The sequence below is a fragment of the Sulfitobacter sp. PS-8MA genome (assembly GCF_040933935.1).
In the GTDB taxonomy this organism is placed as follows: Bacteria; Pseudomonadota; Alphaproteobacteria; order Rhodobacterales; family Rhodobacteraceae; genus Sulfitobacter.
In genome coordinates this window covers 1,839,178-1,851,493 of sequence record NZ_JBFQYJ010000006.1, presented here as the reverse complement: position 1 = coordinate 1,851,493, position 12,316 = coordinate 1,839,178, and the positions used below count along the sequence as shown (strand labels likewise).

The following is a 12,316-nucleotide window of genomic DNA, read 5'->3' as shown; positions in this document are numbered from 1 at the left end:
TTACATCACAAGCCATTCACGAGCGAGTGTGTCACGTTCCCGTCAGAAAATGCGGCGAAATTCGCCCGAAAAGGGAGGCTTCCCGCGCTGGAAGGTGGGTTTTGTTACAAAAGTCCCCCGGCAGGCCGGGCAGATTGCCCTGCCGCCGCCTGCCGGGGTGATATTTTGTTACCGACGCAGATCAGGCGGGGTCGATTCCTGCGCCAATTCGGCGGTGAGCGTCTCCAACGGCTGCACCGAGGTCTGTTTCTGGCCCAAACGGCGGACAGAGACAGTGCGCTCCTCAACCTCCCGCGCGCCGACGGCAAGGATCACCGGCACCTTGCCGACCGAATGTTCGCGGACCTTGTAGTTGATCTTCTCGTTGCGCATGTCGGCCTCGGCGCGCACGCCGGCGGCCTTCAGGGTCTCGACCACTTCGGCCACATAGTCATCGGCCTCGGAAGTGATCGAAGCCACGACGACCTGACGCGGGGCCAGCCAGAAGGGCAGTTTGCCGGCGTGTTCTTCGATCAGGATGCCGATGAAACGCTCGAAAGAGCCGAGGGTCGCGCGGTGTAGCATGACCGGGCGGTGCTTGCCCCCGTCGGCACCGATATAGGTGGCATCCAGACGCTCAGGCAGCACGAAGTCCACCTGATGGGTGCCGCACTGCCAGTCGCGGCCAATGGCGTCGGTCAGCACGAACTCCAGTTTCGGGCCATAGAAAGCGCCTTCGCCCGGGTTCATCTCGGGCTCGATCCCGGCCTTGCGGGTGGCGGAAAGCAGCGCGGCCTCGGCCTTGTCCCAGACCTCATCGGAGCCCGCGCGGGTCTCGGGGCGGTCGGAGAACTTCACCTTGAAGTTCTCAAAGCCCAGATTGCGGTACATCGAGCTGAGGAACTCGATATAGACGGCGGTTTCGCTCTCGATCTGATCTTCGGAGCAGAAGATATGCCCGTCGTCCTGGGTAAAGCCGCGCACCCGCATGATGCCGTGCAACGCGCCCGACGGCTCGTAACGCGCGCAGGAGCCGAACTCGGCCATGCGCAGGGGCAGGTCGCGGTAGGATTTCAGACCCTGATTGAAGATCTGCACGTGGCAGGGGCAGTTCATCGGCTTTAGAGCGTTGACCGCTTTTTCGCGGGCGTGTTCCTCGTCAACCTCGACGATGAACATGTTCTCCTGATACTTCTCCCAATGGCCCGAGGCTTCCCACAGCTTGCGGTCCACGACCTGCGGGGTGTTCACCTCGACATAGCCGCCGGCGCGCTGCTTGCGGCGGACGAAATCCTGCAACTCGGTATAGATGCGCCAGCCGTTGGGGTGCCAGAAGATCTGGCCCGGGGCTTCTTCCTGCATGTGGAAGAGGTCCATCTCGCGGCCCAGCTTGCGATGGTCGCGTTTGGCGGCTTCCTCCAGCATGTTGAGATGGGCGCGCAGCTTTTCCTTGCCGGTAAAGGCCACGCCGTAGATCCTTTGCAGCATGGCGCGGTCACTGTCGCCGCGCCAATAGGCCCCGGCGATGGACATCAGTTTGAAGGCATCGCCCGGCACCTGCCCGGTATGGGCCAGATGCGGACCGCGGCAGAGATCCTGCCAGTCGCCGTGCCAATACATGCGCAAGGGCTCATCGCCGGGGATAGCCTCGATCAGCTCGACCTTATAGGGCTCATTGTTGTCTTCGTAATGTTTGATCGCGCGGGCGCGGTCCCAGACCTCGGTGCGGACGGGATCGCGTTTGTTGATGATCTCTTTCATCTTCTTTTCGATCGCGCCGAGGTCCTCGGGGGTGAAAGGCTCTTTGCGGTCAAAGTCATAGTACCAGCCGTCCTTGATCACCGGGCCGATGGTGACCTTGGTGTCGGGCCAGATTTCCTGCACCGCGCGGGCCATGATATGCGCAAGGTCGTGGCGCACCAGCTCATTGGCCTGTTCTTCGTCGGCCATGGTGTGGATCGCGATGTCGGCATCGGTTTCGATCGGCCATGCCAGATCGTAATGGGCGCCGTTGACGGTGGCGCTGATGGCCTTTTTGCCCAGCGATTTGGAGATGTCGGCAGCCACTTCGCCCGCGGTGATACCGGCGTCATATTGGCGGCTGTTGCCATCGGGAAGGGTGAGAGAGATTTGGGCCATCTGGGGCGCTCCTCGTCGGTTTGGCGCCTACGAGACGCCCGGTTGCGGGTTTTGTTCGCGCCACATGTGGCCGCCTGCGGGCGGCTTGTCAATGCGAGGGGGCGAGGGAAACTGGCCCGCGCCCCGCGGCGCGCTATGTCAGGGCGGGACGATGAGGGGCAAGACAGATGCAAGACGACACGGCAGAACGCGCTTTCGCAACCATATCGGGGGCCGATGACCCGGCAGCGGAGCTGGAGGGCGATGCCCAGCAGGCCGAGGCGCGCAATGGGCTGCGGCATATCGTGTCGCTGTCGATGACCAAAGTGGCCGACGGGCTGATCGACCCCAAGCTGGTGCTGGCCTGGCTGCTGAACGCCTTGGGGGCGCCGGCGGTTTTCGCGGGCGCGCTGGTGCCGGTGCGCGAGGCCGGATCGCTGCTGCCGCAGATCGCGCTCGCGGGGGTGGTGCAGCGGATGGCGCGGCGCAAATGGGCCTGGGTCTGGGGCTCGGTCGGGCAGGGGGTGGCCGCGGCGCTGATCGCGCTGGCGGCGCTGAGCCTTGAGGGCGCGGCGGCGGGCTATGCGGTGATCGCGGCGCTGGCGGTTCTGGCGGTCTGCCGCGCGGCCTGTTCGGTGTCCTTCAAGGAGATTTTGGGCAAGACGGTGGGCAAGACGCGGCGCGGCTCGGTGACGGGGCTGGCGGGGTCGGTGTCCTCTGTCGGCGTGGTGATCTTTGCGGGTCTGCTGATGTCAGGCGTGTTTCAGAGCCGCGGCGTGGTGATCGCGGCGATTGCGCTGGCGGCGGCGCTCTGGATCGCGGCGGCGCTGTTGTTTGCCACGATCGAGGAAAGCCCGAGCGAGACCGAGGACAGCAAGGGCGTCGATTTCGCGCTGCTCAAGGACAACCGCGATCTGTGGCTCTTCATTCTGGTGCGCGGGCTTTTGGTCTCGACCGCGCTGGCGCCGCCCTATCTGGTGGTGCTGGCCGGATCGTCCGAGGGCGGCCAACTGGGGCAATTGGGCGCGCTGGTGCTGGCCTCGGCACTGGCGTCGCTGGTCAGCTCCTACGTCTGGGGGCGGTTGTCGGATCTGTCGAGCCGCCGGGTCTTGATGCTGACCGGCGTGGTCGGGGCGCTGGCGATGGTGCTGGCGGTGGCGCTGTGGTTCATCGGGCTGGCCGAGGCGGTCTGGGCCATGCCCGGCGTGCTTTTCATCCTGATGGTGGCCTATCACGGCGTGCGGCAGGGGCGTTCGACCTATCTGGTCGACATGGCCCCGGCGGACAGCCGCGCCGCCTATGCGGCGGTGAGCAATACGGTGATCGGGCTTTTGCTGCTGCTCGCCGGGGTGCTGGGCGGCGGGGCGGCGTTGATCGGGCCGCAGGCGACCTTGGTGCTCTTTGCACTCATGGCAGCGGCTGCCGCGGTGGCCGCGCATTGGCTGCCGGAGGTTGAGCATTTGGAAGACGGCTGACTTGCCCTCGCCTGCGCCGCCTTGCATGATCGGCGCAAAGACGGAGGCATCATGGCAGAGACCCAATTCATCGACACGCCCCAAGGGCGGCGCATTGCATATCACTACAGCGCAGGGCGCGGGCCTTGCGTGGTTTTCCTTGGCGGGCTGAAATCCGACATGATGGGGACCAAGGCGGTGTTCCTCGAAGACTGGGCGCAGCGCGAGGGGCGGGCGTTTTTGCGGTTCGACTATTCCGGCCATGGGGAATCTTCGGGCAGCTTCACCGAGGGCTGTATCGGCGATTGGCATGAGGACACGCTGGCGGCGGTCACGGCGCTGACCGAGGGGCCGCTGGTCATCGTCGGCTCTTCCATGGGTGGCTGGCAGGCGCTGTTGCTGGCGCGGGCACTGCCAGAGCGGATCGCAGGGATGGTGGGCATCGCCGCCGCGCCGGATTTTACCGAAGACGGCTATTGGGCGCATTTCACCGAGGCGCAAAAGCAGACCTTGGCCGAGGTCGGGCAGGTGGAACTGCCGTCGGACTATATGGAGCCCTATATCATCACCAAACGCATGATCGAAGATGGCCGCGCGCGGCTGGTGCTGCGCAGGCCGCTTGATCTGCCGTTTCCGGTGCGTCTGTTGCAGGGCACCGCAGACACCGCCGTCAGCACGGCCACGGCGGTGCGGCTGCTGGAACATGCGCAGAGCCCTGACATGCGGCTCACGTTGGTCAAGGACGCAGACCACCGGTTTTCCGATGAAACCTGTCTGGGGCTTATCATTGACGCGGTGAAAGAGGTGTCGCCGGGCTAGGTAGCGCGGAACCGCCGATGCCATGGGCTTGAGATTTCTGCCGCACATCCCGCGTGGTAGAGCAGCGCCAAAGACAGGAGACGCCATGCCCTTCAAAACGCTTCAGAACATGCGCTTTCATCATGCGTGAGCCGCTGGTCCTTTTGCCCGGGATGATGTGCGACGCGCGCGTCTTTGCGCCGCAGATCACCGCTTTGTCGGGCAGCACGACACTGGTCTTGGGCCCGGTGACCCAAGGCGAGCGGATCGAGGAAATTGCCTCGGGTCTGCTCGACCAATTGCCGCCGCGTTTCGCGCTGGCAGGCCAAGGCATGGGCGGTGTGGTCGCGCTGGAACTCTTGCGCCGCGCGCCCGACCGGATCAGCCGGATCGCGCTTTTGGCCACACAGGTTCTGCCGGAACTGCCCGCCATCGCCGCGGACCGAGAGCCGCAGATCGTCGCGGCGCAATCGGGGCGTCTGGCCGAGGTCATCCAGAACCGCTTGGCCTCCGGGTTTCTGGCCCCCGGGCCGCAGCGCAATGCGGTACAGGCGCAGGCGATGGAGATGGCCGAGAGCCTTGGCCCCGAGGTCTTTGTGCAGCAGTCGCGGGCCTTGCAGCGGCGGCGGGACCAGCAGCCGACTTTGGGGAAATGCAAAATCCCGGCCCTGGTGCTTTGCGGGGAGCATGACGCGATCTGCCCGGTCAAACGCCACAATTTCATGGCCGAACTGATCCCCTATGCGACGCTGACCGTGCTGGCGGAGGCGGGCCATCTGCCGAGCCTTGAGCAGCCCGAGGCCACCACCGCCGCGCTGCGCGACTGGATGCAGCAGCCTTTGGTCCTTCAATAAAGGGGTCTTAGGCGGCCTTGGACCGGCGCGTTTTGCGGGGCTTTGGGGCGCCATTGTTCGCCCCGTCGTTATGCGCCCCGCCGTTATGCGCATCGCCGTTGTTCGCATCGATGAAATTCAGCACCAGCGGGCGGATGTTATTGCGCCAGCTGCGGCCCGCAAAAATACCGTAATGCCCCGCGCCATCCTCAAGATGGCTGGCTTTCTTTGCGTCCGGCAGACCGGTCAGCAGATCAAGCGCGGCGATACATTGGCCCGGGGCCGAGATGTCATCCTTGCTGCCCTCAACGGTCTTGACCGCAACGGTGGTGATCTTGCCGATATCCACCGGGCGACCGGCCACGGTAAAGACATTCCGCGCGATCTCGCGTTCCTTGAACACGCGCTCTACGGTCGACAGATAGAACTCCGCCGGCATATCCATCACGGCGAGATATTCGTCGTAAAATTTATTGTGCTTGTCATGCTCCTGCGCGACCTTCTGCGCCACGCGGGAGATCTGATTGGCAAAGGCATCGCGGTGGGTGTCATTGTTCATCGAGATGAAGGAGGCCAGTTGCAACAGGCCGGGATAGACCATGCGCCCAACCCCGGCATATTTGAAGCCCACACGCTGGATCATAAGCTGCTCTAGCTGGCCCATGGTCACGCTATGGCCGAAATCGGTCACATCGGTGGGCGCGGCATCGGGGTCGATCGGCCCGCCGATCAGCGTCAGCGTGCGCGGCTGCGCCTCGGGGTCTTCCTCGGCCAGATAGGCGGTGGCCGCCAGCGCCAGCGGGGCCGGCTGACAGACCGCGATCACATGGGTGTCAGGCCCAAGCGCGCGCATGAAATCAACCAGATAGAGGGTGTAATCCTCGATATCGAACTTACCCGCACTAACTGGAATATCGCGCGCATTGTGCCAGTCTGTCACATAGACGTCGCAATCGGGCAGCAGGGAGATCACGGTGGAGCGCAGGAGGGTGGCATAGTGACCAGACATCGGAGCAACCAGCAGAACCTTGCGGCCCGTGTCTTCGCGCCCCTGAACGGAGAACCGCAGCAGATCGCCGAAGGCGCGTTCCATCACCGGCTCAATACTGACCAGACGGTCCTGCCCATTGGGGCCGACGACCGGGGGGATGTTCCAATCAGGTTTGACGACCATCCGCGCAAAGCTGCGTTCGGTCACTTCGCCCCATGCGGCAAGCCATTCCATCGCAGGGTTTGGAAACATCGAGAAACCGGGGTAGGATGCCATGGCGAGGGCGGAAGCACCGAGCCACTGGTTGGTGTTCCGGATGGATTCCATCATGTCGTAGGTGGCCATATAGCGCATGCGGAGCTCCTTTATGCTGCACCTGCGAAGATAGGAGGGAAAGGTTAAGATGACAACAGAATCCACCACTTCAGATCCTTCGGACCCGGCGGCGCTGACGCGAATGGCGCAAAATTTGCAGAAAGTTGAAGAGCTAACCGAACGTCTGACCCGCGTGTTGACCTCGCGTAAAGGGCATCAGCCTGCGCTCGACGGCCCCAATCAGGAGCTCTTTGCCAAGGCGGCGCAATCCTATTGGTCCGAGGCCATGACCAACCCCGCGCGTCTGATGGAGCATCAGATGGGCTATTGGACCAAATCGGTCACCCATTTCATGGAAACCCAGCAGGCCTTGGCCAAAGGGGAGTTCGCTGCACCGCAGGAAGAGGCGCCGCAGGACAAGCGCTTTGCCAATCCGCTGTGGCAGACCCATCCCTATTTCAGCTTCATCAAACAGCAATATCTGATCAACGCCGAAGCCCTGCGCCAAGCGGTCGAGGACGCGGTGGACATGGACCCGGCCGAGAAGAAACGTCTGGTCTATTTCACTCAGCAGATCATCGCGATGATGTCGCCCACCAATTTCCTCGCCACCAACCCCGATGCGCTGGAACGCGCGGTGGAGACCGAGGGCGAGAGCCTCGTCAAAGGGTTGGAGAATATGATCTCCGACCTTGAGGCCAATAATGGGGAGCTGGTGGTCAGACTGGCCGACGACAGCGCCTTTGAACTGGGCCGCAACATCGCCACCACGCCCGGCAAAGTGGTGTTTCGCAACCGCATGTTCGAGTTGATCCAATACACGCCCAGCACCGATGAGGTGCATAAGACCCCGCTGCTGATCTTCCCGCCGTGGATCAACAAATACTATATCCTCGACCTCAAGGCGCAGAACAGCCTTGTGAAATGGTTGGTCGATCAGGGCCATACGCTTTTCGTCGTGTCTTGGGTCAACCCTGATGCCAGCTATGCCGATGTCGGCATGGAGGAATATATCGAAGAGGGGTATCTGACCGCGATTGAGCAAGTCAAAGCGATCACCGACGAGAAGCGGATCAATATCGTGGGCTATTGCATCGCAGGCACCACGCTGGCGCTGACCCTGTCGCTCTTGAAACAACGCGGCGATACTTCGATCAAATCCGCGACCTTCTTTACCGCGCTGACCGATTTCTCCGATCAGGGCGAGTTCCAGCCCTTTCTGACCGATGATTTTATCGACGGGATCGAGGCCGAGACGGCGGACAAGGGCATTCTGCCCTCGGTCGTCATGGCGCGCACCTTCTCCTTTCTGCGCTCGCATGACCTTGTCTATGGTCCCGCGGTGCGCAGCTATATGATGGGGGAGACCCCGCCCGCCTTTGATCTGCTCTATTGGAACGGGGACGGGGCCAACCTTCCCGGCAAAATGGCGATGCAGTATCTGCGCGGCCTGTGCCAGCGCAATGAACTGGCCGAGGGCGGGTTTGAATTGCTGGGGCATCGGCTGGAGTTGGGCGATATAGATCTGCCGCTTTGCGCCATTGCCTGCGAGACGGATCACATCGCGCCATGGAAGGACTGCTTCCGCGGCGTGCAAAAGATGGGGTCGGACGACAAGACCTTTATCATGACCCAATCGGGCCATATCGCAGGCATCGTGAACCCGCCGAGCCGCAATAAATACGGGCATTACGTGAACGGTGATCTGACCCAGGACCACGCGGCCTGGCGTGAAGCGGCAAAGTTCCACGAAGGCTCCTGGTGGCCGCGGTGGGGGAAATGGCTGAGCAAACGCGCCGGCAAACAGGTGCCAGCGCGATTCCCCGGTGATGGCGGGCGCGAAATCTTGGGAGATGCGCCGGGCGCCTATGTGGCGCGCAAGGCAAACGACTGATCTCACAGGACCTTTGGCCATTCTCCGGGCGCTATGCTGCGATGCAGAAAAAACTTGAAATGCTGCGCTGCGGCATCTATATTGCTGTCAGACGCGAAACGAGTGGGTCTGCTCCCGCTCCCCTGCAAATGCAGCTACAAAGGATAGAGACATGACCAAGACACCCGATATGACCGCGATGTTCAAAGACGTTCTGGGCGCCTTCCCGATGGACAATTCCGCCATGAAGGACGCTTTCAAAAACACAGCGACCCTGAATGAAAAACTGTCCAGCGTTGCCTTCGACGCGGCTGACAAATCCGCTGACATCTCTTCGGCATGGACCAAAGACACGCTGACCCGCCTGACCGCGATGACCTCGGCCAAGAATGAGCCCACGGACTACGCCAAGGCGATGACTGAATTCGCCTCCGCTTCCGCCGAAGCCGCTGCCGAGCATATGGCCGCCTTCGCCGAAGTTGCGAAAAAGGTTCAGATGGACACGGTTGAGCTGATGATGGCAGCGGGCAAGGAAGTCAAAGCCGAGGCGACAGCAACCGCTGCCAAAACCGCTGAGACAGCACAGACCACAGCGCAAAAGCCTGCCACGAAATAAGCCACAGGGCGGCACTGCCGCGGTGACAGAAGTTAACAAGGGGGCGGGTCCATCGGGGCCTGCCCCTTTTGTCATGCGCCCTTTCTATTTGCCGATCCCTGTCCTAAGCTGCACCGCAGCACCACTGGCCGGGAGGAATATCATGGCGGACAAACCGAAACCCTTGCTGATCAAACGCTATGCCAGCCGCAGGCTCTACAACACCGAAACCAGCGATTACGTGACGCTGGAGGATATCGCCGGCTTCATCCGCGATGGCCGCGAGGTGCAGATCGTCGATCTTAAATCCGGCGACGACCTGACCCGCCAATACCTTCTGCAGATCATCGCCGAACACGAAAGCCGCGGCGAGGCGGTGCTGCCCGTCGATGTGCTGACCGATCTGGTGCGCAGCTATATGTCCGGCAATGTCTCTGTCGTGCCGCAGTTCCTACAGGCCTCCTTCGATATGCTGCGCGATGGTCAAAGCAAAGTGGTCGAGAACATGAGCGCGATGAACCCGATGGCCAAGATGCCGGGTATGGAGGCCATGCAAGCGCAGCAAGAGGCTTTCATGAAAGCGATGACCGGCGGCTGGGCCAAATCCACCACGCCCGAGCAACCGCAGAGCTCCGAAAAGGGCGATGACCTCGATGCCATCAAGAAACAACTGGCCGAGCTGCAAGACAAACTGTCCAAGATGAGCTGAGCGGCAGCTCTTTTTGGCCGGAAATGCTCACAGCGGCGTTTGAGGGGACAGGCCCCTCAATCCTTGGTTAAGGTGCTCAGGCCGCTTTGGCCTCGGCGATCTCGGCCAGAACCTGCAGGATCACATCCGCCACCGCGTCGATCTCGGCAAGGCTCAACTGCACCGGCAGCCGCACATCACAGGCCCGCATCAACATGGCGCGGGTGCGCGGCAGCTCCGGCAGGTTTTCAATGAATTGCCAGTTCCAAAAGGCGCGCGCATTGTCGCTGCTCTGGCCAAAGACCTGCACCTTGACCCCAGCCGCGTCAGCGGCGGCGGCAAAGGCGCGGATCGTGGCCTCGGGCAGATTGACCAGGTTGAACTGGATCGAATCCGGCGCGCGGGTCTCGCCGGGCAGGGGGCTTGGCACTTCGATCCAGGGCGAGGCCGACAGGCGCGCCGCCATGTGATCGTGGTTGCGCAGCCCCGCGGCCACCCGGCGCGGCAGATGGGGCAGCTGCGGGCGCAGGATCGCGGCCGAAAGGTTCGACATCCGCATGTTATACAGCGGCAGTTGGTTCTGCCATTTGGCAAAGCTTTCCTGCAAGGCGGCGTGTTTCTTCCAATTATGCTCATAGGCACCCGACATGATGATCGCGCGGGCCACCAGATCGGGGTCATCGGTGATCAGAATACCGCCTTCGCCCGCGTTGATCATCTTGTAGGACTGGAAGGAGAAGCAGCCGATATCCCCGATCGTCCCGATCTTGCGCCCGTGCCACAGGGTGCCAAGCGAATGGGCCGCATCTTCGATCACCGGCAGATTGGCGGCGCGGCAGAGCGCCATGATCGCATCCATATCAGAGGTATGGCCGCGCATATGGCTGATCAGAGCCGCATCGACAGTGCCCAGCTTGGCGGCGAAATCCTCAAGATCGACGCGGTAATCCTCGCCGACTTCGCAGAGCACCGGGCTGTGGCCCGCGTGGATCACCGCCGAGGGCACGGCGGCAAAGGTGAAACCGGGGATCAGCACGCGCGCGTCTTTGGGCAGGTCCAGGGCCAGCAGCGACAGGAACAGCGCCGCCGAGCAAGAGGACACCGCCAGCGCATATTTGCTGCCCATCATCTGCGCGAACTCGACCTCCAGCAAGGAGACAGGCGCGTTTTCGGCAGCGGTATAGCGAAACAGATCGCCGCTTTGCAGCAGTTCCGCAATGGCGGTTTCGGCCTCGGCGGGGATAGGCTCGGCCTTGTGCATGTCGGGCAATGCCATGTGTCGAAATCCTGAACAGTGGTTTTCCGACTTGTAAAACAAAGCCGACCCGGCACCAAGCAGTTTCCCCTATAGGGTGTCAGAGCCCGAGCCGGTCCCGCGTCGCATACCAGAGCATCGCCAGCGCCAAAAGCGGGCTGCGCATCGTGGGGCCGCCGGGGAAGGGCGTGGCGGGGATCGCCGCCATCGTGTCGAAGCCGTCGGTCTCGCCCTCAATGGCCTTCGCCATGAGATAGCCCGCATGGGTCGCCGTGCCGACCCCGTGACCGGAATAGCCCGAAGCCGAGAGGATATTCGGCGCCACCCGGGCGACATAGGGCAGGCGTTTCATGGTGATGCCCAGGGTGCCGCCCCAAGCGTAGTCGATCTTGACGTCCTTCAACTGCGGAAAGATCTGCGACATCGGTTTGCGCACCTTGGCGGCGATATCCTGCGGGAAACGGTAGCCATAGCTCTCGCCGCCGCCAAAGAGCAGCCGCCCGTCATGGGAAAGGCGGAAGTAATTGACCACAAAGCGGCTGTCAGCAACTGCCACATCCCGCGGCAGCACCTCTTTGACGCGCTCCCCAAGCGGCTCGGTCGCGGCGATAAAGTTGTTGATCGGCATGACCTTACCCGCAACCTCGCCATTCAGCGTCCCAAGGTAGCCATTGCAGGCCAGAACCACATGGCCGGCGGTGACGCTGCCTGTGGGGCATTGAACGATAGGCTTCTGACCGTCGACGATCTTCTGCGCCGGGCTGTTTTCGAACAGACGCACGCCCGCCGCTTCAGCCGCGCGGGCGAGGCCAAGCGCATAGTTCAGCGGATGCAGATGCGCGGCCCCCTTATCGAGAATGCCGCCCTTGTAGTCGGGCGAGGGGCAGACGCTTTGCAAGGCGTCCTGATCCAGCACTTCGATCTGGTCATAGCCATAGCGGGTTTGCAGATGCTGCGCGTAGTCATGCAGATGGCGCACCTGCGCCTCGGTTGAGCCAGTCCAGGCCACGCCGGGCTTCAGGTGGCAGGCGATCTCATGTTTCTCGATCAGGGATTTGACCAGCGCCTTGGCCTCTTCCCCCATGGTCCAGAGCCTGGCGGCATGGTCTTGCCCCAGCATCTTTTCCAGACCGTCCTGCTCCACCCGCTGGCCCGAGCCCAACTGCCCGCCGTTGCGCCCGGAAGCACCAAAGCCCAGACGCTGCGCTTCGATCAGCACCACGTCGCGCCCGGCCTCGGCCAGATGCAACGCGGCGGACAGCCCGGTATAGCCGCCGCCGATGACGCAGACATCGGCTTTGACATCGCCTTGCAGGGGGGGATGCGGGCGATGCGGCGTGGCGGTCGCGGCGTACCAGCTGGCCGGGTATTGGCCGGGGGCGTCATTGGCATAGAGCAGGTTCAAGGGGGGGGCCTC

At 62.6% G+C, this 12,316-nt stretch carries 10 protein-coding genes; 6 read left to right on the top strand and 4 right to left on the bottom strand.

Annotated elements, in window-relative coordinates; genetic code table 11:
• Positions 1-168: 168 nt before the first annotated feature.
• Positions 169-2,118, bottom strand: coding sequence for a threonine--tRNA ligase (thrS, locus tag AB4M76_RS13060; protein WP_368442316.1), 1,950 nt, complete (start codon positions 2,116-2,118; stop codon positions 169-171).
• 167 nt (positions 2,119-2,285) lie between these two features.
• Between thrS and AB4M76_RS13055 the strand changes: the two genes are divergently transcribed.
• The 3 genes from AB4M76_RS13055 (at position 2,286) to AB4M76_RS13045 (ending at position 5,203) form a co-directional block, all read left to right on the top strand.
• A complete protein-coding gene (locus AB4M76_RS13055; protein ID WP_368442315.1) occupies positions 2,286-3,572 on the top strand; it encodes an MFS transporter in 1,287 nt (428 codons plus the stop codon).
• 51 nt (positions 3,573-3,623) lie between these two features.
• The gene (locus AB4M76_RS13050) at positions 3,624-4,370 is read left to right on the top strand and encodes an alpha/beta fold hydrolase (RefSeq protein WP_368442314.1); all 747 of its coding nucleotides are present in this window, start codon (positions 3,624-3,626) and stop codon (positions 4,368-4,370) included.
• Positions 4,371-4,492: 122 nt separating this feature from the next.
• Complete coding sequence (locus tag AB4M76_RS13045; protein ID WP_368442313.1) at positions 4,493-5,203, top strand: alpha/beta fold hydrolase; 711 nt, start codon at positions 4,493-4,495, stop codon at positions 5,201-5,203.
• Between the two features lie 7 nt (positions 5,204-5,210).
• Here the strand turns inward: AB4M76_RS13045 and phaZ are convergent, their stop codons facing one another.
• Entirely contained in the window at positions 5,211-6,527 is a 1,317-nt protein-coding gene (gene phaZ, locus AB4M76_RS13040; protein ID WP_368442312.1) for a polyhydroxyalkanoate depolymerase, read from the bottom strand.
• A 49-nt stretch (positions 6,528-6,576) separates the two neighbouring features.
• On the opposite strand from phaZ, the gene AB4M76_RS13035 reads away from it, so the two are divergent.
• The 3 genes from AB4M76_RS13035 (at position 6,577) to phaR (ending at position 9,665) form a co-directional block, all read left to right on the top strand.
• Positions 6,577-8,382, top strand: coding sequence for a PHA/PHB synthase family protein (locus tag AB4M76_RS13035; protein ID WP_368442311.1), 1,806 nt, complete (start codon positions 6,577-6,579; stop codon positions 8,380-8,382).
• 151 nt (positions 8,383-8,533) lie between these two features.
• Positions 8,534-8,977 (top strand): phasin family protein, encoded by a 444-nt coding sequence (locus AB4M76_RS13030; protein WP_368442310.1) that lies wholly within the window; start codon positions 8,534-8,536, stop codon positions 8,975-8,977.
• 142 nt (positions 8,978-9,119) lie between these two features.
• Entirely contained in the window at positions 9,120-9,665 is a 546-nt protein-coding gene (gene phaR, locus AB4M76_RS13025; protein ID WP_368442309.1) for a polyhydroxyalkanoate synthesis repressor PhaR, read from the top strand.
• Positions 9,666-9,741: 76 nt separating this feature from the next.
• On the opposite strand, the gene AB4M76_RS13020 is transcribed toward phaR, so the two are convergent.
• Entirely contained in the window at positions 9,742-10,920 is a 1,179-nt protein-coding gene (locus AB4M76_RS13020) for a DegT/DnrJ/EryC1/StrS family aminotransferase (RefSeq protein WP_368442308.1), read from the bottom strand.
• 79 nt (positions 10,921-10,999) lie between these two features.
• A complete protein-coding gene (locus AB4M76_RS13015; protein WP_368442307.1) occupies positions 11,000-12,304 on the bottom strand; it encodes an NAD(P)/FAD-dependent oxidoreductase in 1,305 nt (434 codons plus the stop codon).
• Positions 12,305-12,316 lie beyond the last annotated feature (12 nt).

What these genes read in the sequence shown, in the direction of transcription:
- thrS (WP_368442316.1), bottom strand. Translation starts at nt 2,118, where the DNA reads ATGGCCCAAATCTCTCTCACCCTTCCCGATGGCAACAGCCGCCAATAT.
- AB4M76_RS13055 (WP_368442315.1), top strand. Translation starts at nt 2,286, where the DNA reads ATGCAAGACGACACGGCAGAACGCGCTTTCGCAACCATATCGGGGGCC.
- AB4M76_RS13050 (WP_368442314.1), top strand. Translation starts at nt 3,624, where the DNA reads ATGGCAGAGACCCAATTCATCGACACGCCCCAAGGGCGGCGCATTGCA.
- AB4M76_RS13045 (WP_368442313.1), top strand. Translation starts at nt 4,493, where the DNA reads ATGCGTGAGCCGCTGGTCCTTTTGCCCGGGATGATGTGCGACGCGCGC.
- phaZ (WP_368442312.1), bottom strand. Translation starts at nt 6,527, where the DNA reads ATGCGCTATATGGCCACCTACGACATGATGGAATCCATCCGGAACACC.
- AB4M76_RS13035 (WP_368442311.1), top strand. Translation starts at nt 6,577, where the DNA reads ATGACAACAGAATCCACCACTTCAGATCCTTCGGACCCGGCGGCGCTG.
- AB4M76_RS13030 (WP_368442310.1), top strand. Translation starts at nt 8,534, where the DNA reads ATGACCAAGACACCCGATATGACCGCGATGTTCAAAGACGTTCTGGGC.
- phaR (WP_368442309.1), top strand. Translation starts at nt 9,120, where the DNA reads ATGGCGGACAAACCGAAACCCTTGCTGATCAAACGCTATGCCAGCCGC.
- AB4M76_RS13020 (WP_368442308.1), bottom strand. Translation starts at nt 10,920, where the DNA reads ATGGCATTGCCCGACATGCACAAGGCCGAGCCTATCCCCGCCGAGGCC.